The sequence below is a fragment of the Methanosarcina sp. MTP4 genome, from assembly GCF_000970045.1.
Taxonomy (GTDB): domain Archaea; phylum Halobacteriota; class Methanosarcinia; order Methanosarcinales; family Methanosarcinaceae; genus MTP4.
Genome location: NZ_CP009505.1, coordinates 1,090,869 through 1,114,658 on the forward strand (window position 1 = coordinate 1,090,869; position 23,790 = coordinate 1,114,658).

The following is a 23,790-nucleotide window of genomic DNA, read 5'->3' on the forward strand; positions in this document are numbered from 1 at the left end:
TAACACAATAATTTTGATTTGTAATATCCTGAAAGTTCTAGATACTTGGAATTGATGGAATATAACTTTTTTGAAAGCCAAAAAAATCTAATAAAATTTAGAAAGATTCGGCCGTTTCTTAAACTTAAAATTCAACGAGTCCGCCGGGATAGTATGCGACCCTTGTTCCTCCCAGGTACATACCTCCCGGGTGCAGGTAGCCGTTCGACCCGCTCCAGTCAAGGTTCAGCCAGTACTGCCTTTCCCCCTTTTCAAGGTCCCGTTCCGAATACCAGATGCTTTCCGCATAGGAATAGCGCCCGTAAATATAATATAAAATTTCATACGCTGTGGCCTGGTCGTCTCCGATATAAATCTCGGGATAAGCATGGCCGTAAGTCTCGGTTCTCACCGTAACGATCCGCGTATTGAAACCCATGTTCTCCATCAGCGCGGACATGACGATAGAATAGTCATCGCAGTCCCCCTCATACCCGTCCCTTATCGTCTGCGCCGCCCCGAAGAAAAACTCGGAATTTTTGTCATACCTGTATTCCCATTGCCCGTTCACATAATCAAAAACAGCACAGACATCTTTGATATCGTATCCCGAGTCTTTCCCGGTTATCCTATAGATCTCCCGGGAAATTTCCTCATCCTCGGGATCGATCGCCCGCCTAAAATTCAACGAAAGTATCCGATAGTCTTTGGGATAAACCGCGCTCGATATTTCCTCGGTGTAAATCGGGACTCCGGGTACTTCCACTGAGGTAGAAGAAGGAGATGACGGGGAAGAAGGGGAAGAAGAGGAAGAAGATGGAGAAACCTCACTTTCCGGTGTCCCCTCTTCGATCCCACTTCCTCCGTTTTCGCCGGAACCCGCCTCATCCTCAAGGACATGGTCCGTCTGGCCGGCTACGAAACGCTCAACTTCCCCGACAACGATATTCTCCACTTCAGAAACCGCCTCTTCGGCCTCATCCGTTGAAATGGCAGGGAAATCTATGCAACCGGCAGTGAGAAGGAGGAGAAGGGTTATTGAGATGAGTTTAAAGGAAGTTCGTCGGGGCATGGGGAAGACTCGCTAGTACCTTTCAATGAGTATATGGTTTTGAACGTATTTGATTTATTTCAAATATCAGTTTATTTCAAATATCAGTTTATTTCAAATATCAGTTTATTTCAAATATCAAGTTTACTTCAAATATCAAATTTTTTACTTCAAACACCTCTTTGCCTCAACTTTCAAATTCAAACAAAATTTCGCATTCTAATATTTCAATAGGTACGTAGTAGCAATAAATAGAACTTGAAGCTTTCTTATTGTGGGAATCCTGAAGCCTTTTCCAGATGTCTTTTACACTCACTTACACTCGCCCATTTCTCCATCCCCGCGATTTCAAAATATCATACGCTCCTAAAACAAAAAAACACACTCATATGGCCTCATTCACTTCCACACAAACGCAGAGATAAATAATATGCCACAAAATTTATCATCAAAACCTCCTGAGTGCCAAGGCCGTAACAATGTTTAATAAATAAGACAAAATACTTGTGAAAACATTCTTTTACCTGGGAGAGAGAATAGCGCAAGCAAACCGGATATGCCGGTGAAATGGGAATATGGGGGGAGATTAAGGAGCCTAACGTAGTATGGGGGTACTGCATAGGGCAATTCCAACCTCCCTTCATCTGCCACCTTTCCTCTGCATTAAGTAACATTCTCCTCATTTTTCCATGGCCATAGCCCTCATGTCCTGGGGGAGTTTTTCAATCGCGAACCTAAGTGCCGTCCTGGGCATCTCTTTCTTGTTTTTCATCACATATTCGAAGACTTCCTCCCGGTGGGCTTTGCTTGCTTCTTTGAGCAGTCAGCCGTAACCCTTCCGGACAAGGTCTTCTTCATCCTGCAACAGGCTGTCGGAAATCTCAAAAATATCTTCCAGGAACCTGCCTTTCCGGGCAGGCAAAACCAGGGTCACGGCAGCAGCACGCCTTAGCCACATGTTCCCGGACTTTGTCCAGGTTTTGAGCCGTTCTATGTACCCTGGGAACTGTTCGATAAAAGAGGCTACGGCGTGGTTGCAGAGGGTATCGCATTTCGCCCAGTTGTTGACGTACTTTTTAAGCCAGCTTTCAAAAACCTGTAAATCTCCCTCATCATAATCCTTTTTTACAAGGTACGCCCACTGGAATGCGATAAAAGCCTCTTCGCAGTAGTCTGACTTCAGAAGCTCTTCACACAGAGAAAAGATCTCTCTTTTGTCTTCCGGTTTGATTTCTTCAAAATATTTCTTTGCAAGTTTCCCCACAACGGAACTCTTCACCCCGTAGCATTTCACCTCTTCCTTAAAAAAACGCTGATAATTGTTTTTCGTTTTCTCGTCCACGTTTTGCACTAAATCCTCTTTAATGCTGGAGATTATATCATCGGTCATGTTTTAGTAATTATTTAAGATGTTAAATATACTTTATTTAACGGGCTCATTCAATGGTGCATTCAACAGATTTATCCAGCGTAATTAACCTCCCGATACCACTTCCCGATACCACTTCCCGACACCACCTCCCGACAGAACCCACTAACAAAACCCGCTGAAAGAATCCATCAACAGAACCCGCTGGCATCAATCTTTTCTTTCTACTTTCCCTACCCATCTCTTTTAAATAAATACAAAAAATTTATAATTGATTCAGAGTAAAATAGTTAATAGTTAAAAAAATTGAATTTGTGAAATCTGACAGAGCTAAATTCGCCAAAAGGAAAGCCATGGAATAAACGACGAGAAAGATTAAGAGGAAAAATCGAGAGGAGATGGTAAAAATGGGATTGAAAGACGTTGTATTCGGGGTTGCGACCTGCGGCCTTTATAATATAGGAAAGGCTGCCTATCAGGGAGGGAACGCTGCAGAAGATATGGGAAAGGCTGCGGAACAGGCGGGAACGGCTATTGCGGTTATCGGCTCGACCATTGAGGCGCTTGGCGAGCAGCTTTCCTCGCTTCTGGAAGAGACCGAGGAACTGATCACAATCAAGAGGATGAGCCCGCGGGACGAGGACGAGCTCTGGGATGAGGAAAAGGAGAGACTTGCCGACCTCAGGGAGGAGAAAGAAAAGATCGAAGCCAAACTCAAAGAGCTTGGGGTGGACAACCCGGATAAGGTCGACTTCGACTTCTGGGACATGCTCACGGACTGGTCGAACATGTTTGAGACCTTCCAGTTGCTGGCAAGACTTACGGCAGTTAACAGTGAAATTGCAGGAATCCTCTACCAGGAACCCGGAGTGCTGACCGAGGGTATCTACTGCGCAAAAGAGGTGCTTGAACGCTTCAATACCCTGGAACAACCCAAGATCGAGGACATCCTGGACTCCCTGGACGACAACCTTGAGGTCAGCGAAGAAGTCATGCAGGAGGTAAAAAAGCTCTTTGTCACGAAAAAGAAAGTGCCAATCCCGGAAATCGAGCTCTCCCCGGACGTGAAAGATAAGCTGGGAAAGCTTGAGCTTGACAAAAAGTACTACGAGGGACTGCTCGGCAGGAAAGAGAAACTGGCCCTCCAGTTTGCCGGAGCAATGGAAAAGCTTCCCGAAAAGAAATTCGAGATCAGCGGCAGTGGGATAAAAATTGTTGAGGCAGGCCTTCAAATTCCGGGAATTGAGGGAATCCCAGAAATCGAAGGAATTCCGGATATCAAGGAAATCCCCGGAACTATTGAAATCCCGGGAATCGTGAAAGACCCTGAAAAGTTTTCGGACATCATAGGCAGCTTAAAGGTCTCGGAACTTTCTGGAAAAAGCCCGGATGAGGTCGTAAACGCTGCAAAACTCCTGAAAGAAACCGCTTCCATGAAACTCGCAAGCAGCGAGGCAGGAGTAAAGAAGGCAGAGGTAAAAGATGAAAAAGTAAAGGAGCCAGCAGTAAGGGAGGCGGAGGTAGAGAAAGAAAGGACAACTTCCCCGGAAATTCCAAATCCGGAAGAAGAGCCGGAACTGAGAAATACAGTTGTAGAACCCGCTTTTGCAGAAATAAAACCGGAAATTCTGGAAGGTCTGAAATTCTCACTTGCCGGAATGGGAAATGCTCCGGTGGGGATCAGGCAGCCCCAGGCTGCAAGGATCTCGGCAAGTATGAATACGAAATTTGACGGGTTCCAGAAAAATTACGAGTTCCTTAAAGCCCAGACCACTTTTTATGAGAGGCAGCTCCTGAAACTCGACCGCAGGTTCGAGCTCCTGAACTATAGATGGGAAGATGAGCCCGGGATAATTCCGCAGACCCTCGATGAAGTACACGATGTGCTTGAACGCCTGCACACCGAAGAACAGCCAAGAATCGATGCGGTGCTTGACACCCTGAACGCGAACCTTGAAGGGTCAAAGGAAGCCATTTCAACCCTGAAAGAAAATCTGGAGGAGTCAAAAGATGTCCTCTCGACACTCAAAGAAAACCTTGAGGAATCGAAAGAAGCTATCTCAAAGGTGAACGCTTCCCTGGATTCCATGCAGGGCGGTTTATCCTTCTTTGAGAAAAACTCCGGCATGCTCAGGACAGGTGCGCTCGTGCTGGGGGGGCTTGTGGTGCTGAACCTTTTCTTCGGGCTGATCGTGTTGTTTAGGGCAGCCCTGGGGATTTGAAAAATTCCCCCCACTTTTTACCCATTTTTTACTACGAAGCACGAACATACAATTCTGGCAAACATTTTTCCGGACTTAAATCTATCTGTCTTCAATGCCGAAAGTAAGAATCCGCCCCCAGGAACTTTCTGATGCAGAGCGTTTTTTCGAAATCATCATGAACACGAACATGGAGTTTCTGGAAGTCCCTGTAAAAACCCTTGAGGATGAGGAGTGCTTCATGCAACTAAATGAAGTAAAGCGCAGGAAGCATTTAGAGTACAACTACAGCATTCTCCTGGACGGAAAGCTTGTGGGGGCATGTGGGCTAAAAATTGACCAGCACAGGCCCTACATAGGAGAGATCGGGTACTTCGTGGATGAAGCATACCAGGGAAGGGAGATTGCAACTGAGGCGGTGAAACTTCTGGAAAAGATCGGGTTTGAACAGTTTTGCTTGCAGAGAATCATTATCCTTCTGGATGTCCGGAACCGGGCGAGTGAGAGGGTAGCGCAGAAGTGCGGGTACGAAAATGAAGGAGTCCTGAAAAAAGTCCACAAAATCGGAGAAGAGTTTCACGACTGTTTCCTGTACGCAAAAACAGCGTAAACCCCATGTCCCGAAAAATCTTTTTTTCAGGCCATCTTAGAACCAGCCCATGGCCTGGATGAAGCTGTTCCCATACCAGACGACCATGATATTGTTTATGGTTGCCATGATCCCTAAAAATTCGATAACGTGCTTGGTGAAGTCCCATTTGGCCGGAAATAACTTGATTAAGGGAAATATAAGGAAAAGCCCAAGAATCAAGATTATTTTCAGGAACAGAAGAGAAAAAATCCCGTAGTGTTCCAGAATTAGCGCAGGAAGCGGGTTGAATTCTTCCCCGTAGGGCAGGGCATACCAGGTGGAAGCCCAATCCCCTATTATGTAGAAAATGATGATAAACCTAACCTCGTGTACGAAAGAATGGAATGAAACTCTCGAATAGTTGAATTTCAACAGACCCCTCCCGGATAAATTTCTCTCTTTAATTCTAATGTGATTTTATTTTATCTGATTATATACTTGCAGGAAACAAAAATATTGAAGAATAATTTTCCTTATCTCAAAGATTTCCAGAAATTTGCAAGTTTTCCCGGGAAATATCAGGCTCTATTAGAAAATACAAAACAGAATGATCTGACAAAATGGTCTGACAAAATGGTCTGACAAAATGATCTGACAAAATGATCTGACAAAATGGTCTGACAAAATGATCTGACAAAATGATCTGACAAAATGATCTAACAAAATGATCTGACAAAATGATCTGACAAAATGATCTGACAAAATGATTCTACAGGAGAGAGCGTATTGCGTTGTGCCTAAAGTGGGGATGTGTATCGAGTTCTTTGAGCCAATGCCTTGATGATTCAAGTACTCGAGGGAAGTACCTCCCTCAACTCCGAAGGAGGTAGGGAGGGGTAGTTCACTGTCCCAAGTTAAAAGTATTTACTTTTTAATCATAAGTTACAGAAAAACTCAACTGATTCAAAAAAAATTGTCGGGCCTCCCGATAACAAACGGCCCGGTCCGGCAAAGGCCAGCGGAGACCTGGCCCTTTCTCCAGACAGTTTATATTTCAAGGTTTGCGCCTTTGCAATTTACAAAGCTACATTGTCAGCTACTGCTGCTTTATCAGCCTCGAAGAACATCCCCTTCAGCTGACCTGCCGGGTCTCTGAGTTCTATTTTTGAGTTTGAGTAGTAGCCAATCTCGATGTCTTCCGTGTATTCCCTGGTGGTCGGCAGGGATGCTGCACCCATAACCCCGCCGATGCCAAGAGCCCAGAAATGGTGGTCCTTGTACGTTGGGTTGTAGTTGATAGCAGTGGAGCCGATCAGATATGCTTTGTAAACAATCCTGACCTTCATCACCCCTCTGCTGGCTGTGAGCTGGGCTTCAACCGATTCCCCGGGTTCCAACTCAACCTTGACTCCCGAACTCGATCCGACCGTGATGCTCTTGCTCTCAGAGCCACCCTGGCCCCAGGAATGGCTGTAGGACATGGATGTTTCTCCCCCTCCGCCGGCTCCCAGGAAACTGACGTTATATGTAAACTTCTGCCCTACCTCGATCGTGTCCGTTTGGGACCAGTTGCTCTCCACAGTATTGGTGACCTGGTCCGAAATGCTGGCATCGAAAGTTGCTTTTTTACTGCTGCTGTTGCTAAAAGTCTTTGTTGCCACAATCACAGGCTCCGAGGTAATCCCTCTTATTGTTGCACTCTGGACGACGAGCACTGTCTCTACTTCAGGCCAACCATATGTTTTGTAAAGGTCGTCCCAGGGGGTAGGGCTGTGTAAATATGCGTCATTTGGTCTCTTCCCAAAATACTTGTTAACGGCATCCTTAAGACCTCCGTCCTGAATGCTGAATGTCGTTCTTTCTTTATCGGTGATTATGTGCTGTACGCTTCCTGAGGCATTGACACTTGAAGTAGCTGTGTCTGACCCCGCATTAACACTAATTTCAATACCCATAACACTTCTTATGTCTCGCACAGTATATTAATTTTTTCCAACAGTCATGGGTTAAACTTCTGTGTACCCTATGAATATCGGTTCAAAAAGATCGCTAAAAAGAATACCGGTACTTTCTATTTAAACGCAAGAAAGAAAAATGTTAAAGAATATTATTCCGAAACCGAAAAGAACAGAGCTGGTAAAAATGATCGAAAACATACCCCAAACCCCAGGGGAAATTCCTCAAACCCCGGGGGAAACCCACGAACTTCACATGAACGCTGAGTCCCTTCTGGAACTAAGGAATGTCACGGTTGTCCGGGGAGGGAAAAAGATCCTGGACTCGGTATCCCTCTCAGTGAAGCCGGGGGAACACGTGGCGATCATAGGGCCAAACGGCTCTGGCAAATCCTCCCTGATCAAGACTTTCATGAAGGAGTACCACCCTCTGGTAGGGGCAGAGGGCACTGTCCTGAAAATTATGGGCAGGAAGACCTGGCACGTTTTCGAGCTCAGGAAGATGCTCGGGATCGTTTCGGGGGACCTCCAGCAGACCTGCTGCCGCCCTATCAGGGTGCTGGACGTCGTGCTCTCGGGATTTTTCAGTAGCATAGGGATCTATTACAACCACAGGGTCACTCCGGAGATGGAAGTCAGGGCAAGGGAAGTTCTATCCTTTCTTGAAGTTGCCTGGCTGGCAGACAGGCTGATGAGCGAGATTTCCACGGGCGAAGCCCGGAAGGTGCTGATCGCAAGGGCGCTTGTCCACGACCCTCAGGTCCTTATCCTGGACGAACCCTCAAACAGCCTGGACTTAAAAGCCCTCCACACCTTTCGTGAGAGTGTCCGGAAAATCGCCCACTCGGGAAAGAGCGTTGTCCTCGTTACCCACGACCTCCAGGACGTCATCCCCGAAATCAGCCGTGTGATCCTTATCAGGAACGGACGGGTCTTCAGGGACGGCAAAAAAGAAGAAATCCTTACCGACGCCAACCTCTCGGAACTTTTTTCCCTTCCCGTAAAAGTCCTGGAAAATGAAGGGTACTATCAAGCCTGGACCTGATTAAAGTCAGGAAAAAATAAACAGGTGCTGGAAGAAGCGGGAGCCCAGGAGAATTACCACAAAGTTTTCCACCGAAACGACTAACCCCATCCCTGCAACTGTTTTTCGGGTAAAATCCCAGAGCCAGGGAAAATTCCTGATTACCTGGTAAGACCTGAACAATAAAACCATGAACAGGAATTTGAGAAGCAGGACATGGAAAATCCCATATTTTGCTATCACTATTGCAGGCAGGATGTTTCCTTCAAAGCCGTATTCAAGGGCATACAGCGTTGTCATCCAGTCTCCAAGGACGTAAAATAGAATCACGTAGCGGACATCATATAAAAATGATGTGAGCTCTTCCTTCCGTAGACAATCTAGCATGTACCATACCCCACTCCTTAAGTTCAACAGACGTGCCCGGAAAAGCACACCCCCAGTGCCGGACAGCCTGTACTGAGATAACGACCTTCGAAAACTTCGTTATATTCGAGGTTCCCTGACCTGTTATGATACAGCCAGCTACACAGTATGCACTGGCAGGCAAAATTCAGGCCATCAAGCTTTCCCCACTCAACCTGATTATTATCCGATAAACTGATTCAGGAAGGATTCATCTCGGAACCCTACACTTGCAATCATTTTTGTATGTGCTGCTACTTAATACTTTTTATATGGGGGTGTCATCTATAAAAAGTTTAATTTCATACTTAATATATAAATTGGGAGTGTATTAAATTCCTAATATCCTTTGAACATGGAATAATAGTAAATAATACAGAGCAATAACTGGATAACAATAAGGCTGCAGAACAATAACTGGGGAACTATAAAGCTGCAGAACAATAACTGGATAACAATAAAGCTACAGAAAAATAAAGCCAGATAGCTGTGAAAAAATAAAAAAGACGTTTTACCGGAAAATTTTCAGAGGATTAGATTTGAACCCCGGAAAGGTTCTGTTCCAAAAATTGTGAAAATAACTTCATCTTCCTGGTTAAAAAAACTTCGTTTTCCGCTAAGGATCATTAGCTTTCCCGCTAAGGAAATTGTTTAATAGTTCGGGGGTAAGCATATAAGCATGACAGTTCTGGGCATAGTAGGCTGCAGAATATTCGAGGACGAAATTGTCCATGTGCTGGTAAATGACCCTGAAATAGAGAGGGTCTACCTTGTAGAAAACGAAGAGAACAGGGACCTTCTGCAGAAACTTGAGACTACAGGCTTCAGGCCGGAAATCCTTCCTTTTTACGAAATAAGAGACAAATTGAAGCAGAACCACGAATTCAGCGTCGTTATCCAGCTCCAGGGGATGGGACTTCACGTAGACCCGGCCAGGCTCAAGAGTAAAACATATACGAACGTGAACATCATGTCCCGGCTTGCCGACGGGATCCTCCTCTTTTACGGGCTCTGCGGGCAGGCATTTTCCCGGATAAAAAAAGATTTTCCCTACATGGGATGCCCGATAAAGCTGCTGCAGGAAAGAAGCGTAGGGGAAAAAAACGGCCCACTTGAAGACTGTGTTGCCGCTGCCCTCGGAAGCAACGCTCGCTACCGGGAAGCCCTTAGAATGCACAAAGATGCCTTCTTCTTTACCCCCATGTGGGCCGCAAACTGGAGAACCGTATTCAGTGTAGGGGAAGAACTGATGGAGGGTTTTGAATTCACTCCTGACCATCTGAGGGAACTCGGGTACCGGAAGGTTGCCAGGGTAAAGACCGGACTTTCCTATGAACCTGATTTCGAGAAAAATATCGAAGAATTCGCACAATATTTCGATTTCGAAGTCATGGAACTTGAAGGCAGCACGGAAATTGCCATGGAATCATACAGCCATATTCGAAAAATACTGTCCGACCCGCTTAAAAGCCCTCTCAGAGCCTGAACCCCGGAAATCCCGGGTACCTCCGGGAATCTTTTTTGTTCAATTAATAATTAATTCTTTTTTTTAAATAATATGACAATAATATATTATTTATCCAATAACCTCCATAAACTTGGGTACACCTCATAATTATCAAGAGTTCCAGATTAATACCCGGGAAAAAATTGCCTACATCCGGATGCAAAATGCCATGTATTTGCTATGGTTTTGCCATGTATTTGCTATGGATTTGAGGTTTATTAGTTGCGGATTCCTGACTTATCTGTCTCTTCAGGCAGGTTTCCCTGAAAAATATGGAAGTGATTCCTCATGCCGGTTATGACCATAATAGGGTGCAGGATGTTTGAAGATGAAATCGTGCATCTCATAGAAAACGATCCTGAACTTGAAGAAGTAATCGTTGTTGAAAACGAGGACTGTGAAGGACTCAGGACAAAGTTGGCGGATATAGGGATTCCCTACAGGGTGCTTCCTTTTGAAGAAATCCCTGAAAAATCTTCCATTGGAGAGAAAAAAGATTCAGGCCCTGAAAGGTTCACCCTGATCGTGTACATGCTCGAGCTTGCCCTGCACGCAATTCCCGAAAACCTGAAGAGCACCGTTTATTCAAAGGTTGAGAACGTGTCCTCCTTTTCGGACGGTGTCCTCCTTTTCTACGGGCTCTGCGGCAATGTGCTCGGAAAAATTGAAGAAGACTTTGAGGCTCTCGAATGCCCAGTCCATATCCTGAAAGAAGAGGACGGGGAGATCGTGGACGACTGCATCGGAGCCGTGCTCGGTGGCAGGAAACAGTACCTTGAAGTCCTGAAAAGCTGCAAGGGGGTAGGCACCTTCTTCCTGACCCCTATGTGGGCTGCAAACTGGCGGGAGATGATAAGGACGGCGGGCCTGAGCCAGAACCCCGATGACATAGAGATGTCAAAGTTCGTCTTTGATTATGCAGGATACAAAAAGATTGCAAAAGTGAACACCGGCCTCCCCTATGAGAAAAACTTTGAAGCCTATGTCCGGGAATTTGCACGGCTTTTTGAGTTTGAAATAACAGAACTTGAAGCCACACTGCATCTTGTGGAGAACTGCTACAAAAAAGCAAAAACCGAAACCTTTGAAAACCTGAAATGAAAAGCCAGCTTTCCCGGGTTTCCATACCTCCTTTTTTCTTATTCTTACCTTTTTCTTATTCCTGCATCTGTCATTCCCAGGGTATCCAAGGTTGGTTATACTTTCAATATATTTCTTCAAAAGAATCTCCTTTTTCAATGAACAATGTGGAAAGATCCCAGAACCTTTTGCCCGGGCTCAAGACGTTATAAAATTCCAGAATAGAAGAAAAAACATAGAGAGTTTGGGTTATATACATGTGATTACCAACTGTTTACACGTGATCGGTATTTACACGTGGTCGGCAGGTTTTTTGATGATACTTTTTAATAGCCGTAGATAAATTAAAATAGGAGAATTTAAATCGTAAAATTAAGTGACCTGGGGGATTCAGGTTTGGGGAACAATTTCGTAATAATTGCCGGGGAAGAAGCAGGCCCGAAATCAAATAAAATGGGCGGAATCTGGAACGTCATAAACGCAGAAGCGCATACTCTTGCGTCCCTTTTTGATTCCGGGGCATTGAAAGAAGAGGAAAAACCTCAGATACTGATCGCAGGTCCCTATTACGGGCATTGGGGTGCGGACTGGAACAGAGGGCTAAACAGGATCACGGATATGGGGGGACTTAACAGCCTCAGCGTTGACGGGAAACTCCTGAAAAGCCTTGAAGCCCTTGAAAATGCAGGAATGAATGTTTTTACAGGGGAAAAACAGGTCGGAAATACAAAACTTGCTTACCTGCAGTTTCAAACCGACAACTTCGGGATAATCCGAACTGTACACAAAAAGAAGGAGATGACACTTGAAAATAAGGTCAAAGCCGAGGCTTTTGAATTTATCGGGCTGGATTCCATGAAATACGAAAGTATGGGAAACGGAGCCGAATATACCCATTACCTTAATCTCTCTTATGCGATTTCCGAGTTTGTCCGAACCCTGGTAATCCCAACCCCGCAAACAGGAACGGAAGGGGAAAAAGGAGGTGGTGTAAAGGGGGAAGAAATAGAAAAAATTATAAAAAAAGGGGTGGATGCCTGGAAAGCTGTCTCCATGGAATCTGCTCTTCCCTGTCCCAGGGTATCCCTGCACTGTCACGAGTTTGGGACTTTTTACGCACCTGCCCGGCTGAAGAAGCTGGGAATTCCGGTCAGCACCATAGCCACCCTGCATGCAACTCTTCCAGGGAGGGCTGCCGGGCACAACTCGATTCAGAAGATAAGGAATAACGACAGCATCTGGTCTTCGGGAGTCCCCGGGAACCTCGCTGCTCTGGAAGTCCTCGCGGCATACGCCGATACGGTTACTGCGGTGGGAGAGTCTACACGTCAGGAAGCAAAGCTCTTTTACGGGATCGACGGGATCGTTGTCCGGAACGGGATCAGGATCGAAACCGATAAAATCGACTGGGATCGAAAAGAGCGCTGCCTGGGGAATCTCCAGAATTTCCTCTCCGAAAAGCTATATAGGCACTACGATGGCGAACGGATAAACCCGGAAAAGTTCATCCCCATTTTCACCATCTCTCGCATCGAAATCGAGAATAAGGGTTACCCTGACCTGCTTGATTCCCTCCTGGCCCTGGAACATATCATAAAAAACAGCATTCTGGAAGGGCACATGGAGGAAGGAATGAAGGTTATCTGTTTCCTTGTCACGGCCGAAGGTCCGAAAACAAATCTCCCCGAGGATTTTCCGGTTCACATTTCAAAAGAAATCCTCGTGGGAAACGAGCTCAAGATCCAGCAGATGATTGAGGAAAGGGAGCTTGACTGCTCGGGGCTGGTGCGGGGAAAGCGCTCCGTGGCAGCGATCCTCTATCCCCAGATAATCTCAGCCGATGATGGAGGGCTCTGCATGGGAGTTGAGGACTTCATGGCAGGCTGTTGTGCAGGGATCTTTCCCTCCCGTTACGACCCCTTCCTCCTAACGGGCCTGGAAGCCGGGAGGGAGGCGACCCCAAGCGTGGTGAGCCGGGTCTGCGGCTTCAGCGATGCAGTGAAGACCAATGAGTCCCTGGTCGAGGGCCTGGGGGGGGTAATCGTTGTCGATAACATAGATCTTTCCTACTATGAGGCGGTCCTGGACTACGCCCTTGCAGCAAGCTACTTTATCCGTAACTTCGTGGATGACAGGGTGAAATACAAACTGTTATGCCGGGAAGCCTTTCTCCTTGCAAAGGATATGGGTTGGGAAAAACCAACTGAACACTACTACGAACTGATCAGTGGAGTGCGGATCTGCGGGGAAAAATAAAGCAGTCCCCGTGAACAGTAATGTCCGTAATAAAGTAATGTCCGTAATAAAGTAATGTCCGTAATAAAGTAATGTCCGTAATAAAGTAATGTCCGTAATAAAGTAATGTCCGGAAAAAAGCTGGAAAAGACTGAAAAAAACCGAAAAAACTACCGTGAGGAATTTCCAAAAATGTCCGAAATCAGAAAACATTACTTTCTGCCCGAATACTGCATTATCGCAGAGGAAAGGGGTAAAAGACCTTCTGACTTTGCAGATGAAGCCGGAGACATGGGGCAAAAGGGGCAAAGGTCCGGGCCTGAAAACTGTGCCTTTTGTGGGGGTGCCGAGGAAAAAACTCCACCTGCGGGAGCAGTCTATAAAGAGGGAAGAATTTTTGCGGACACTAAAGAAAAAATAGTCCGCAAATGGGACTTTCGATGTTTCCAAAACCTTTTTCCTGCCCTTTCTCCAATACCTGCCTTTTCAGAACTTTCGGGTGTGGGGGAGGACGCAAGTCCGGGTTTTGGTTTTCACGAGGTGATTGTGGAGTCCCCTGTGCATGGAAAGAAGCTGAGTGATTTTTCAGCCGCCGAGCTTTCGGACCTCATGCAGGTCTACAGGGACCGTGTCTGCCACTACCGTGCCCATGAGAGCATCCGCTATGTCTCCCTTTTCAAAAATTCCGGGGAAGCTGCAGGTGCATCCCTTGACCACGCTCATAGCCAGCTACTGGCCCTGCCCTTGCTTCCCCCTCTCCTGAAAACGGAACTGCAGGCAATAGGGAAAGAAGAAAAATGCCCTTACTGTGCCCTCCTCGAAAAAGAGAAAAAATCGACACGCTTTATCCGTGAAAACAGGGAGTGCGTGGCTTTCACTCCTTACTGTTCAAAAAGTCCTTTTGAAGTCTGGGTCCTCCCGAAAAAGCATGTAAGCTACCTGGGAGACTGCAGCAAGGAAATTCTCTCGGGGCTTGGGGAAATGATCGGATACGTCCTCAACTCCTATGGAAAAGTTCTCGGGAACCCGGCTTACAATTACATGTTTTACCAGCTCTTCGATTCCCCGGAGTATCACCTTAACCTGCGTTTTCTCCCGAGAATCTCCCTTATTGCCGGTTTCGAGATGAACACCGGGATTTATATCAATACCATATCCCCTGAGAGGGCAGCCTCCTATCTGAGGGGAGACAGGCCGCTGGATGAATGAACTCCGGGGAGATAGAGAATTAATAGAGAAGAAGAAGATAGAGACGAAGAAGAGATGAAAACAGGATAAAAAAGACAGCAAGATTTCAGAAGAAAAGGCCAGGAAAGATCAGGAAAAGGTAGGACAATAAGAGAGACAAAAAGGTAGAGGAAAAGTGGAGATCAAATAGAGGGGGGAAATAAAAAAAGTCTGAAAGTTATTCATATTCAGAGAACGTAGTAAAAAATTTTGCAGATATATTTATCTACAATCAAAGAAAATAAAGCTTGAGGGTTTATTAGGGGTTTATGGACTTGCACATTTGCTGGGAAGCCAGCATGCACATTTCCAGCGTTTTTCGGATAGGAGTATCCTGCTTAGTGTCCATTTAGGCTCATACTATTAGAGAAAATCGGATGCTGCAGAGAAAGACTTCCTCGAATGGAATTCAAGGCTAAGCAAATCCAGAGCTAAGCAAATCCAGAGCTAAGCAAATCCAGAGCTAAGCAAATCCAGAGCTAAGCAAATTCAAGGCTAAGCAAATCCAAGGCTAAGCAAATCCAGAGCTAAGCAAATTCAAGGCTAAGCAAATTCAAAGCTAAGGACCCGTCACACAACAGCCTATGCACAGGTTTCGATTGGATGCATTGATTTTCCAGATCATTGGCACCAATTGAAAATTAACTTTACAAATAATATGCCTAAATTATTTTGTGATAAATCCTAAGCAAATTCATATTAAATAAATTAAACCACTAACCGAATTTGACAATCGGAAGAGTATGAGATGAAAAAGCTTCGAATCGGAATGTTTACGTGGGAAAGTTTGTATTCAATAAGGGTCGGGGGGATTGCACCCCATGTCTCCGAACTTTCAGAGGCTATCGCGCGAGAGGGGCATGAGGTCCATTTATTCACCCGCAGCCATGAAAACAATGATGAAGATATCAAGGGGGTCCATTATCACCGGGTAGCTAGCGGCCAGCATGGAAGTATCATAGAACAGATGGATCGGATGTGTGACGCCATGTACTGCAGGTTCCTGGAAGTGCGGGACCAGGCAGGGGAGTTTGACGTTCTGCATGGCCACGACTGGCACCCCGTCAACGTTCTCTGCAGGATCAAGGCCCAGTTTGGGATTCCCTTCGTGCTTACATTCCACAGCACTGAATGGGGACGCAACGGAAACCGCCATGGGGGCTGGTGGGAGGCAAAAGAGATCTCGCACAGGGAATGGCTAGGGGGATACGAATGCGCTGAAGTAATTGCGACTTCGACAATACTGAGAAAAGAAATCCAGCACATCTACAAAATCCCCGACTACAAGCTCTCGGAAATCCCGAACGGCATCTATATGGGAAAGATTGGAAAAGAGGTTGACAGGGGTAAGGTTAAACAGAATTACGGAATCCACCCCTTCCTCCCAGTGGTGCTGTTCACGGGCAGGATGAGCTACCAGAAAGGGCCGGACATGCTCGTTGAAGCTGCAGCTAAGGTCCTGAAAAAGAGGGATGCCGGTTTTGTGCTTATCGGGGAAGGGGAGATGCGCTCCAAATGTGAAAATCGGGCACATGAACTCGGGATCAAGGACTCCTTTCGCTTCCTTGGATATGCTCCGGATAACACGGTCAGGGACTGGTTTAATGCCTGTGACCTTGTCTGTGTGCCGAGCAGGAACGAACCTTTCGGGATTGTTGTGCTCGAAGCCTGGGATGCGAAGAAACCCGTTGTTGCGAGTGAGGCAGTAGCCCTCGTGGATAACTTCAGGACAGGAGTCGTTGCCTACAAAAACCCGAAATCCATTGCCTGGTGTCTTAATTACGTGCTTGAGGGGCTCGACCACAACAAAATGGGCGAGAAAGGATACTCCCTTCTCAAAAAAAGGTATAACTGGAAAAATATTGCAGAGGAAACCATTCTTGTTTATGAGAACGTTACCAAAGGTACGTAAAAGTACCCGGGTAAATCCTGTAAAATGGGAACATTTCCCTTATAATTGGGTGCTCTTCCCCTTTAATTGGGAAAACTTACTCTTTAATTGGGGGGATTCTCCCTTTAATTGGGGAACTTCCATGAAAAACATGTCCAGCATAGCTATAGGATATTCCATGCAAAAAACCGCAGAGCTCCCGTATCCTTGTAGCTCTTTCTTCTATAAAAAGAAATTTTTTATAAAAAGGAAATTATTAAAAAAGTTTCAGAGGGTAGTGTCCTCATCATCTTCTTCAAATTCCTTGTAACTGTCACTTCCGACCATTGCAGCAGCTATGGAGTCGATTCCGTCGAGCCATTCTGCCACTATGCCGTAGGGAAGTTCGGCCATTATTTCATCGGGCAGGTTTTCTCCTTTGAGCACGAAGGCTCCGCACTGGGCTGTATAATCAAGGGCCATCTCGAGATCATCGGTTTCTTCGGCAACAATGGCTGCTTTTATAAGCTCCTCAATGTTAATACCTTCTTCATAGTCGCCCATGACATAGCATTCGAAGGCGGCAAGCGCCCCCATGAGAGAGGTCTGAACCGAATCAATCATAAGGTCAATATCTTCGGAAATAGGCTCAACCTCGTCAAGCACGAGGTTCCGGATCTCCACTAGAATGTTCAGGGAGTTTTCTGCTGAGAGCATTCCGTGCTCGAAACGTGCGCTTACCTTGAGGCAAGCAAGGATGACATCGTCAACCATATTCACGAATACAGCGCTTTCCTTCCCGGGCTCGTCTTCCGATTCCTTAATCTCAAATCCGCTCTCTTTTGCCCGGGCGAGCCAGTTTTCCCAGCGCTTTTGGGTATAAAATTCGTAGGGGATCTGGTTCATTTCCTGTTCAGGCACGTATAACACCGCTTCTAACCTTTTTTACTAATTAATAATCAACATTACTATTACTAAAAGATGTTGTTAGCATCACCAGGCCAGTTTTACCTTTTTCAAGGAATAACCGGCATCACAAGCAGCATCAAGGCTTTCTATGACCTCGACAATTTTGCACTTGTCTCCTCTAATGAGCCCTTCCGGATGGCAGGTTTCGTACTCGCTGCAATCCTTCTTGCCGCACTTTGGGGACTCATACATAATCTTTGCCCCGTCAACGGCTTTTCTGGACTCCACGGTAGCTTCGACCGGAGCCCGGCTAACGTCTACCGCAAGCACGCCGCTGTCATGCAGGAAACATTCGTGGATTTCGTTGTTCCGAATTCTTTCAATCCTGTACCTGCGCCCACGCTCAAGGTTCAGGCAAGTGTTTTTCAGCCGGCATTTATTGCATTCCGGCATCTCACCTTTGAATATGAATTCCAGCCCTTCCCTTGCAAGCCGTGATCCGATGAGTGTTATTTTTGTATCGCTTTCGATCATAATTTTTCTCCTATAGATTTATTCTCGGGCCTGTATCCCGTTTTCTTCTGGTGATTAATTATTGGAATTGGGTGTTACCCCATAATTATCGGGATTAAGTATTGCCCAGATTATTATCTGGAGTGTTTTATTAGTTTGAGTGTCTTATTAGTTTGAGTGTCTTATTAGTTTGAGTGTCTTATTAGTTTATCAGATTGCTTATTTCCCTGATCCTGATTATCCGAACCGCTAATTGTCCTGTAAAGCGGCTCCTAATTAAATTATCCTTGATAAATTATCCTTGAAATACACTCAGATAAATTTGAATTAAATCCTTTAAATCATTTCTGATCTGATTGTGGGGCCGGAACTGTCCGAAAATGAACAAACGATCTCTTATTATTTAGTTCGAGCTTCGTTCATTTAAAGTTCAGGGTTTCAACTTATTAAGACCTTAACTTCTTACAATTTATAACCTTTTGGGCCTTAACTTCTTTCAATCTATAACCCCTGTTATCTTCGCAACTTTCCTGGCGGCAGAGGGGGTCAACCCGCTCCCCAGGATGGTGTAGCGTTCAGGGCGGATGCTGTGTGCATGTAACAGGGCTTCAATTATATATTTATCTTCTATGCCCAGCTCTCTTGCGGTTGCAGGGGCTCCGATTTTCTTCAGGGCACCCCGGATCTGCTTCCAGTCCCCGCCATGCAGGTACATCATCATGATACTCCCAACCCCACACTGTTCTCCATGAAGGGCTGGTTTCGGGGCGAGTTGGTCAAGGGCATGGCTGAACATATGTTCGGAACCTGAAGCCGGTCTGGAAGAACCTGCAATGCTCATGGCAACCCCGTTGGAGACCAGGGCCTTGACAACGAGCCGGGCTGAATTTTCATGTTCGGGCTTGATTGAATCGGCGGATTCTATGATTACCCGCGCCGCCATGCGGGAAAGGGCTGCTGCGTATTCCCCGAAGTATTCATTCCTTAGCCTGCTGGCAAGTTCCCAATCCAGCACAGCCGTATAGTTGGAGATGATATCTCCGCAGCCAGCCGCAAGGAAACGGAAGGGGGCAGCCGAGATTATCTCGGTGTCCGCAACAACGGCCATAGGGGCCTGTGCCTGCACCGAAGCCTTTTTCCCGTTATCCAGGATGGATGCCCTGGAGGAGACAATTCCGTCGTGGGAAGCAGAAGTCGGCACGCTGAAGAAAGGGAGCTCCAGCCGTGTAGAGGCAAGTTTTGCAATGTCAATGGACCGTCCGCTCCCTACTCCAAGAAGGTAGCTCGAATCGGTCTCAAGGGCTCTTTCCATTACCCTCTCGACTTCTTCAATGGTAGCTTTGCTTGTGAGGACCATTTCCACACTGCTGCCCGCAGTTTCCAGGCAGTCCCGGATTCTCTTACCCGCCACTTCCCGGGTGGTACTGCCGGTTACGATCAGCGCATTTCCTTTCAGCTTCAGGTCCCTGCAAACGTCTCCTACCTGGTCCAGGACACCATGTCCTACCAGCACATCCCTGGGAAGCTGCATCCATTTTACGCTGTTTTTGCTTTCGGTCAATTTCATACCCGCGTTAATATTTAATCATGATAAAGGTATATGTGATTGGATATTATGTACAGCCCTGATACTGAAACCTTTCAAAGGGTATTTTCAGTTCAAACCCGGGCCGACAATCTTTAAGTTTTTCAAGTATTCACAATCTCCGGTATATCCCTAACATAGGTGAATTTGATTCATTAACTTAATTGCCAGAATGATTTAGTTGTCAGATTATCCATTTACTGGAGTTTACATATAAGTGTTAAATATGAGTGTTAGATAAATGTATATTTTACACATGCAAATTATAAATATCTAATTATACAATTCATTCGTACATTCAAGGACCAAACTCATTTGCAGAACAAGAACTACTGAATTTGAATGGAAGGGACTGGCAGTCTTGCGCCACCTCAAATCCTTAATTCAATATATAAGTTCTGAGTATGTACAACAGTAAGTATTAATTATATTAGGATATTGCCATTTTGAACGGTATCAGATAGATAACGGTATCAGATAGATATTACACTTTAAATGAGATAAATGAGATTAAAAATCTCCACATTGAATAGTATTGGACATTGCCGCTTTGAACGAGTGATATAATGAGTTCTCCTCTTGATGCAATTTCACAGTTTATAAATACCTATTACCTCGACCCTATCCTAACCGATGCGGGATATAACCCTGTCAACACTTTCACCTGGGCGGTGGTGTTGGGGATCTGTATATTCGGGATCTTCAGGCTCCTGGAAAAATTTAATGTGAAGGTAAACTCCCGATTTATCCTTTCGATCATCCCCTTCGTGCTTGCAGGCTCATCCCTTCGCGTACTGGAAGATTCCCCTGCAGGAATAATAAACCCGCCTTTCAGCTACCTGCTCATAACCCCGAACATCTACTTCCTGGTCTTTGCGGTAACCGTATTTTGCCTCTGGCTGGCCATCAGGCTGGAGAAGGCTGGGTTTGTGCGAGACTTCTATTCCACTTTTGCGGGGTTTGGGCTCATCTGGTTTTTTGTAAACCTGATAACTCTCCTGTATTTCGAGGATGTGGTGGCTGCTTATGTGCCCGTTTTCGTGCTTGTGGCAGGAACGGGACTGACTTTCATCTTTTACAGGGTAGCCCGCTATTTCAAATCCGAAATCTTCACCAATCCCCTGAACCTTTCCATCCTCATGGTCCACCTGATGGACGCCTCCTCAACCTACATAGGGGTGGATAAACTCGGATACTTCGAAAAACACGTACTTCCCTACTACCTCATCGAACTTACGGGCACCGCATTGGTTATGTATCCATTGAAACTTATTATCTTCATAGGGGTTCTCTATGTGCTTGATACCCAGTTTGAAGACGACGAAGAATCCGTGAACCTGAAGATGCTCATCAAAATGGTTATCCTGATCCTGGGCCTTTCCCCGGCAACCCGGAATACACTCCGGATGATGCTCGGAATCTGAAAGGACAGAATAGAGTCTAACGAAAAATTGAAGACAAGTTGAAGACAAGTTGATGACAAGTTGAAGATAAGTAGAACGGATTAGAGGAAAAATCGCGTTTTGCAGAGCACGGAACTTTAAATAGATCACGGGAACTTCAAGCAAATTAAACAGGAGGGAGGGTTATTCCGGACATGAATATGGAGAGAGGGGAAGAGTATTATTCAGAAGCGGATGCTGATCCGCAGGGTAATATGGGAAAGGCAGATAAGGAAAAGGCAAATGAGGAAAATGAAGAAAATACAGAAGTTCCCTTGGATGAATCGAAAAGAGAGATGAGGGCAGAACAGGGGGCAGAGGAAGAAAGTGCAGAAAGGGAAAAGGCTGGATCTCCCGGTTTAGGACGGGACGCAGGTTCCTACTCCGGCTTCACCTTTGATTCTAACACCGGTTCCACTACAGGTTCTGGTTCCAGTTCCGTTTCCAGTTCCAGTTCGAGCTTTAGTTCCGTAACCTCTACACCCGAAAGAGATATGTCCGGTAAAGAAGGCTTTTTCAACTACGTCAATCATATCCGGCCTTACGTCCTGATTATTACCTTTGTGTTTTTTGCATCTGCTTTTTCAGGGTATGCCTATTCTGCAAGCACCCCTGAAATCTCCGAGATGGTCATGGAGGAATTCCAAGCCCAATTCGGAGGACTTCTGAACTTACACCCCTTATTGATCATGCTGATCATTTTTCTGAACAATGCGTTCGTAAGTCTGCTCTTCCTTGTCATGGGACTCGGCCTGGGGATACTCCCTGTCCTTTTCGTAGCCTTCAACGGTTATGTGGTAGGGGTACTCTCCCATCTGGTAGCTGAAGAACAGGGTCTGCTTTTTATCTTCCTGGCCCTCCTCCCCCACGGGATTATTGAATTGCCCATGGTCTTTCTGGCAGCGGGGATCGGGCTTCGTCTGGGCCACCAGGTCCTGGCTGCCCTTATAGGCAGACCCACTGAATTAAAAAGGGAATTCAAGGATGGGATAAGGTTTTACTTCCGCTGGATCGTGCCCTTTCTTTTCGTTGCCGCAGTAATTGAAACGTTTATAACACCCCTGCTTCTGGGAATTCTGTGAAAAAGCCCTCCAAAAACCCTTTTTTGAAAAGCCGCAAACGTCAGATAAAATAAGTAAAAAGAAAGAAAAAAGTAAAATCTACCTTACCCCTCAACTTATAAATGATTACTGTTATTAGAAAGGGTTTTAACGGGTAAAGCCGTTAATGGGAAAATTCATGCCCTAACTGAGGCAGGATATCCGTTGATACGAATAATCCGGCACACTTTGAGAGTTACCGGTAAATTCCAGTAATGAATTTCTTATCACTGGCCTTTTGGCCACAACCACATAATCATCAGTCACCGAATCATCCGTGATTTGACTACCGAATCATCCGTGATTTGATTACATTATCTTTCATACGAGATACTTCATAAAACGAATCATTCCCTATTTCCGGAAAAACCGAGGGACACTATATATGATTGATAGGAAAGAAATTAAGGAAATTGTTGAAGACTATTATGCATACGCTGATCAGGTCAAAGTAGGAACCATTGCCTCCCACTCAGGCCTTGACGTCTGTGACGGAGCCGTCGAAGAGGACTTCAAGACCCTCGCCGTCTGCCAGGCAGGCAGGGAGAAGACCTACACTGAGTACTTCAAGGCCCAGAGAGACCCCTACGGGAAAGTCACCCGGGGACTCGTGGACGAAGCCGTTACTTTCAATAAGTTCAATGAAATCCTCCTGCCTGAAAACCAGCAGAAACTGGTTGACAACCGTGTGCTCTTTGTCCCGAACCGTTCTTTTACCTCCTACTGCAGCATCGACGAGATCGAAGAGAATTTCAGGGTTCCAATGGTAGGAAGCCGGAACCTTCTCCGCAGTGAGGAGCGCAGTGAGCAGCAGAGTTACTACTGGATCTTGGAAAAGGCAGGGCTCCCCTTCCCGGAAAAAATCGAAAATCCGGAAGACATCGATGAGCTGGTCATGGTCAAGCTCCCCCACGCAGTAAAAAAACTGGAAAGGGGTTTTTTCACGGCTTCAAGCTTCAAGGAATACCAGGAAAAGGCAGAATCTCTTATAAAACAGGGCGTCATTACCCCGGAAGCCCTTGAAAATGCCCGGATCGAGCGCTATATTATTGGTCCGGTTTTCAACCTGGACATGTTTTACTCCCCTATCGAACCCAAAATGAGCAAACTGGAACTCCTCGGGGTTGATTGGCGCTTTGAAACCAGCCTTGACGGGCATGTTCGGCTCCCGGCCCCCCAGCAGATGGGCCTGGCTGAGAACCAGCTTACCCCGGAATACACGGTCTGTGGGCACAACTCCGCAACCCTCAGGGAATCCCTCCTGGAAAAGGTCTTCGAGATGGGAGAAAAATTCGTAAAAGCTACCCAGGAACATTATGCTCCGGGAATTATCGGTCCCTTCTGCCTCCAGACCTGCGTGGACAAGGACCTTAACTTCTATATATACGACGTCGCGCCCAGGGTCGGCGGCGGGACCAACGTCCATATGTCCGTCGGGCACTCCTACGGCAACTCTCTCTGGAGAAAACCCATGAGTACGGGGAGAAGGCTTGCCTTTGAGATCAGGCGCGCTCTGGAGCTAGAGAAACTAGATCTGATCGTCACATAAGTTTATTAAGGCTTTCCGGCATTAGTAGATATGAATTGTGCAGGGACACCATAAACTTTAAAAAATATCCCCGGAATCTGCAAGATTCATATCACAATCAAAAATTTACTCTCAAAGTTTGCCTGGAATTCTGACCCTAAGGTCCGAAACCTTGCTGGGGAACCGGATCTGAAGAGAAGGTTTATTTTAAGATAGGATCTTAAGATAGAATCATCGGG

The 23,790-nt window shown here is 46.0% G+C and carries 18 protein-coding genes and 1 pseudogene; 11 read left to right on the forward strand and 8 right to left on the reverse strand.

What is annotated here, in order from left to right:
* Positions 1-124: 124 nt before the first annotated feature.
* Positions 125-1,051 carry a transglutaminase-like domain-containing protein gene (locus tag MSMTP_RS04790; protein WP_048178056.1) on the reverse strand — a complete coding sequence of 309 codons (927 nt, stop codon included), beginning with the start codon at positions 1,049-1,051 and terminating at the stop codon, positions 125-127.
* A gap of 658 nt (positions 1,052-1,709) precedes the next feature.
* Positions 1,710-2,420 (reverse strand): annotated as a pseudogene (locus MSMTP_RS04795) (DNA alkylation repair protein).
* 386 nt (positions 2,421-2,806) lie between these two features.
* On the opposite strand from MSMTP_RS04795, the gene MSMTP_RS04800 reads away from it, so the two are divergent.
* Together MSMTP_RS04800 and MSMTP_RS04805 are read left to right on the forward strand one after the other, a co-directional pair.
* Positions 2,807-4,621: a hypothetical protein gene (locus tag MSMTP_RS04800; RefSeq protein WP_052718277.1), complete on the forward strand. Its 1,815-nt coding sequence runs from the start codon at positions 2,807-2,809 to the stop codon at positions 4,619-4,621.
* A gap of 94 nt (positions 4,622-4,715) precedes the next feature.
* Positions 4,716-5,210 carry a GNAT family N-acetyltransferase gene (locus MSMTP_RS04805; protein WP_048178058.1) on the forward strand — a complete coding sequence of 165 codons (495 nt, stop codon included), beginning with the start codon at positions 4,716-4,718 and terminating at the stop codon, positions 5,208-5,210.
* A gap of 36 nt (positions 5,211-5,246) precedes the next feature.
* Here the strand turns inward: MSMTP_RS04805 and MSMTP_RS04810 are convergent, their stop codons facing one another.
* Together MSMTP_RS04810 and MSMTP_RS04815 are read right to left on the reverse strand one after the other, a co-directional pair.
* Entirely contained in the window at positions 5,247-5,603 is a 357-nt protein-coding gene (locus tag MSMTP_RS04810) for a hypothetical protein (protein ID WP_048178059.1), read from the reverse strand.
* A 644-nt stretch (positions 5,604-6,247) separates the two neighbouring features.
* Positions 6,248-7,126 carry a hypothetical protein gene (locus tag MSMTP_RS04815; RefSeq protein ID WP_048178060.1) on the reverse strand — a complete coding sequence of 293 codons (879 nt, stop codon included), beginning with the start codon at positions 7,124-7,126 and terminating at the stop codon, positions 6,248-6,250.
* 256 nt (positions 7,127-7,382) lie between these two features.
* Between MSMTP_RS04815 and MSMTP_RS04820 the strand changes: the two genes are divergently transcribed.
* Positions 7,383-8,171 carry an ABC transporter ATP-binding protein gene (locus MSMTP_RS04820; RefSeq protein ID WP_048182728.1) on the forward strand — a complete coding sequence of 263 codons (789 nt, stop codon included), beginning with the start codon at positions 7,383-7,385 and terminating at the stop codon, positions 8,169-8,171.
* A gap of 6 nt (positions 8,172-8,177) precedes the next feature.
* Here the strand turns inward: MSMTP_RS04820 and MSMTP_RS04825 are convergent, their stop codons facing one another.
* Positions 8,178-8,537, reverse strand: a complete 360-nt coding sequence (locus MSMTP_RS04825; protein ID WP_048178061.1) for a hypothetical protein — start codon at positions 8,535-8,537, stop codon at positions 8,178-8,180.
* 697 nt (positions 8,538-9,234) lie between these two features.
* Between MSMTP_RS04825 and MSMTP_RS04830 the strand changes: the two genes are divergently transcribed.
* The 5 genes from MSMTP_RS04830 to MSMTP_RS04850 all read left to right on the forward strand — a co-directional run bounded on the left by MSMTP_RS04830 (position 9,235) and on the right by MSMTP_RS04850 (position 16,516).
* Positions 9,235-10,041, forward strand: coding sequence for a DUF1638 domain-containing protein (locus tag MSMTP_RS04830; RefSeq protein ID WP_048178062.1), 807 nt, complete (start codon positions 9,235-9,237; stop codon positions 10,039-10,041).
* 309 nt (positions 10,042-10,350) lie between these two features.
* A complete protein-coding gene (locus MSMTP_RS04835; protein ID WP_048178063.1) occupies positions 10,351-11,163 on the forward strand; it encodes a DUF1638 domain-containing protein in 813 nt (270 codons plus the stop codon).
* A gap of 375 nt (positions 11,164-11,538) precedes the next feature.
* Positions 11,539-13,398, forward strand: a complete 1,860-nt coding sequence (locus MSMTP_RS04840; protein ID WP_082090499.1) for a glycosyltransferase family 4 protein — start codon at positions 11,539-11,541, stop codon at positions 13,396-13,398.
* A 171-nt stretch (positions 13,399-13,569) separates the two neighbouring features.
* Complete coding sequence (locus tag MSMTP_RS04845; RefSeq protein WP_048182732.1) at positions 13,570-14,586, forward strand: DUF4931 domain-containing protein; 1,017 nt, start codon at positions 13,570-13,572, stop codon at positions 14,584-14,586.
* A 766-nt stretch (positions 14,587-15,352) separates the two neighbouring features.
* Entirely contained in the window at positions 15,353-16,516 is a 1,164-nt protein-coding gene (locus MSMTP_RS04850) for a glycosyltransferase family 4 protein (protein ID WP_048178064.1), read from the forward strand.
* 246 nt (positions 16,517-16,762) lie between these two features.
* Here the strand turns inward: MSMTP_RS04850 and MSMTP_RS04855 are convergent, their stop codons facing one another.
* The 3 genes from MSMTP_RS04855 to MSMTP_RS04865 all read right to left on the reverse strand — a co-directional run bounded on the left by MSMTP_RS04855 (position 16,763) and on the right by MSMTP_RS04865 (position 19,463).
* Positions 16,763-17,395, reverse strand: a complete 633-nt coding sequence (locus MSMTP_RS04855) for a DUF2150 family protein (RefSeq protein ID WP_082090500.1) — start codon at positions 17,393-17,395, stop codon at positions 16,763-16,765.
* A gap of 72 nt (positions 17,396-17,467) precedes the next feature.
* The gene (locus MSMTP_RS04860; protein ID WP_048178065.1) at positions 17,468-17,917 is read right to left on the reverse strand and encodes a UPF0179 family protein; all 450 of its coding nucleotides are present in this window, start codon (positions 17,915-17,917) and stop codon (positions 17,468-17,470) included.
* Positions 17,918-18,392: 475 nt separating this feature from the next.
* Positions 18,393-19,463 carry an NAD(P)-dependent glycerol-1-phosphate dehydrogenase gene (locus MSMTP_RS04865; RefSeq protein ID WP_048178066.1) on the reverse strand — a complete coding sequence of 357 codons (1,071 nt, stop codon included), beginning with the start codon at positions 19,461-19,463 and terminating at the stop codon, positions 18,393-18,395.
* 584 nt (positions 19,464-20,047) lie between these two features.
* On the opposite strand from MSMTP_RS04865, the gene MSMTP_RS04870 reads away from it, so the two are divergent.
* The 3 genes from MSMTP_RS04870 (at position 20,048) to MSMTP_RS04880 (ending at position 23,572) form a co-directional block, all read left to right on the forward strand.
* The gene (locus MSMTP_RS04870; protein ID WP_048178067.1) at positions 20,048-20,905 is read left to right on the forward strand and encodes a DUF63 family protein; all 858 of its coding nucleotides are present in this window, start codon (positions 20,048-20,050) and stop codon (positions 20,903-20,905) included.
* A 173-nt stretch (positions 20,906-21,078) separates the two neighbouring features.
* Positions 21,079-22,005 carry a stage II sporulation protein M gene (locus MSMTP_RS17835; protein ID WP_052718279.1) on the forward strand — a complete coding sequence of 309 codons (927 nt, stop codon included), beginning with the start codon at positions 21,079-21,081 and terminating at the stop codon, positions 22,003-22,005.
* Positions 22,006-22,408: 403 nt separating this feature from the next.
* Positions 22,409-23,572, forward strand: coding sequence for a formate--phosphoribosylaminoimidazolecarboxamide ligase family protein (locus MSMTP_RS04880; protein WP_048178068.1), 1,164 nt, complete (start codon positions 22,409-22,411; stop codon positions 23,570-23,572).
* Positions 23,573-23,790 lie beyond the last annotated feature (218 nt).

What these genes read in the sequence shown, in the direction of transcription:
- MSMTP_RS04825 (WP_048178061.1), bottom strand. Translation starts at nt 8,537, where the DNA reads ATGCTAGATTGTCTACGGAAGGAAGAGCTCACATCATTTTTATATGAT.
- MSMTP_RS04815 (WP_048178060.1), bottom strand. Translation starts at nt 7,126, where the DNA reads ATGGGTATTGAAATTAGTGTTAATGCGGGGTCAGACACAGCTACTTCA.
- MSMTP_RS04870 (WP_048178067.1), top strand. Translation starts at nt 20,048, where the DNA reads ATGAGTTCTCCTCTTGATGCAATTTCACAGTTTATAAATACCTATTAC.
- MSMTP_RS04845 (WP_048182732.1), top strand. Translation starts at nt 13,570, where the DNA reads ATGTCCGAAATCAGAAAACATTACTTTCTGCCCGAATACTGCATTATC.
- MSMTP_RS04850 (WP_048178064.1), top strand. Translation starts at nt 15,353, where the DNA reads ATGAAAAAGCTTCGAATCGGAATGTTTACGTGGGAAAGTTTGTATTCA.
- MSMTP_RS04880 (WP_048178068.1), top strand. Translation starts at nt 22,409, where the DNA reads ATGATTGATAGGAAAGAAATTAAGGAAATTGTTGAAGACTATTATGCA.
- MSMTP_RS04830 (WP_048178062.1), top strand. Translation starts at nt 9,235, where the DNA reads ATGACAGTTCTGGGCATAGTAGGCTGCAGAATATTCGAGGACGAAATT.
- MSMTP_RS04800 (WP_052718277.1), top strand. Translation starts at nt 2,807, where the DNA reads ATGGGATTGAAAGACGTTGTATTCGGGGTTGCGACCTGCGGCCTTTAT.
- MSMTP_RS04860 (WP_048178065.1), bottom strand. Translation starts at nt 17,917, where the DNA reads ATGATCGAAAGCGATACAAAAATAACACTCATCGGATCACGGCTTGCA.
- MSMTP_RS04805 (WP_048178058.1), top strand. Translation starts at nt 4,716, where the DNA reads ATGCCGAAAGTAAGAATCCGCCCCCAGGAACTTTCTGATGCAGAGCGT.
- MSMTP_RS04790 (WP_048178056.1), bottom strand. Translation starts at nt 1,051, where the DNA reads ATGCCCCGACGAACTTCCTTTAAACTCATCTCAATAACCCTTCTCCTC.
- MSMTP_RS04820 (WP_048182728.1), top strand. Translation starts at nt 7,383, where the DNA reads ATGAACGCTGAGTCCCTTCTGGAACTAAGGAATGTCACGGTTGTCCGG.
- MSMTP_RS04835 (WP_048178063.1), top strand. Translation starts at nt 10,351, where the DNA reads ATGCCGGTTATGACCATAATAGGGTGCAGGATGTTTGAAGATGAAATC.
- MSMTP_RS17835 (WP_052718279.1), top strand. Translation starts at nt 21,079, where the DNA reads ATGAATATGGAGAGAGGGGAAGAGTATTATTCAGAAGCGGATGCTGAT.
- MSMTP_RS04865 (WP_048178066.1), bottom strand. Translation starts at nt 19,463, where the DNA reads ATGAAATTGACCGAAAGCAAAAACAGCGTAAAATGGATGCAGCTTCCC.